The following is a 369-nucleotide window of genomic DNA, read 5'->3' as shown; positions in this document are numbered from 1 at the left end:
CGCGGGCCGCGCCGAGCGCGCCGGGCAGGTATTCGTCGTCGGCATCCAGAAAGGCGAGCAGATCGTGCGACGCGTGCAGCGCGCCCCAATTGCGCGCCCGCGCCGCGCCGCCGTTCTCCGGCATGGGCAGCAACTGAACGCGCGGGTCCAGGCGCGCGTAGTGCACGACGAGCTGTGCGGACGCATCGGTCGAAGCGTCGTCCACCACGATGATTTGCGCCGCCTCCGGCTGTCGGCTGCAGCTTTGCAGCGCGCGAGCAAGAGTCGCCGCGCCGTTGTAGCAGGGAATTACGATGCAGATGCCGGAATCGGGCGTCATGGGCGAAATGCGGTGGGCGGCAAGAGCGCCAAGCGTCGATGGTAGCGCGC

1 protein-coding gene is annotated in these 369 nt (G+C 69.4%); it reads right to left on the bottom strand.

The features are described 5' to 3' along the window. A partial coding sequence (locus tag EN859_RS35895) for a glycosyltransferase family 2 protein (protein WP_135913648.1) occupies nucleotides 1–319 on the bottom strand: 319 nt, incomplete at its 3' end. Between the last annotated feature and the right edge of the window lie 50 nt (nucleotides 320–369).

It is taken from the genome of Mesorhizobium sp. M00.F.Ca.ET.216.01.1.1, assembly GCF_004010325.2.
GTDB lineage: Bacteria > Pseudomonadota > Alphaproteobacteria > Rhizobiales > Rhizobiaceae > Mesorhizobium.
This window is presented reverse-complemented; position numbering and strand designations above follow the sequence as displayed.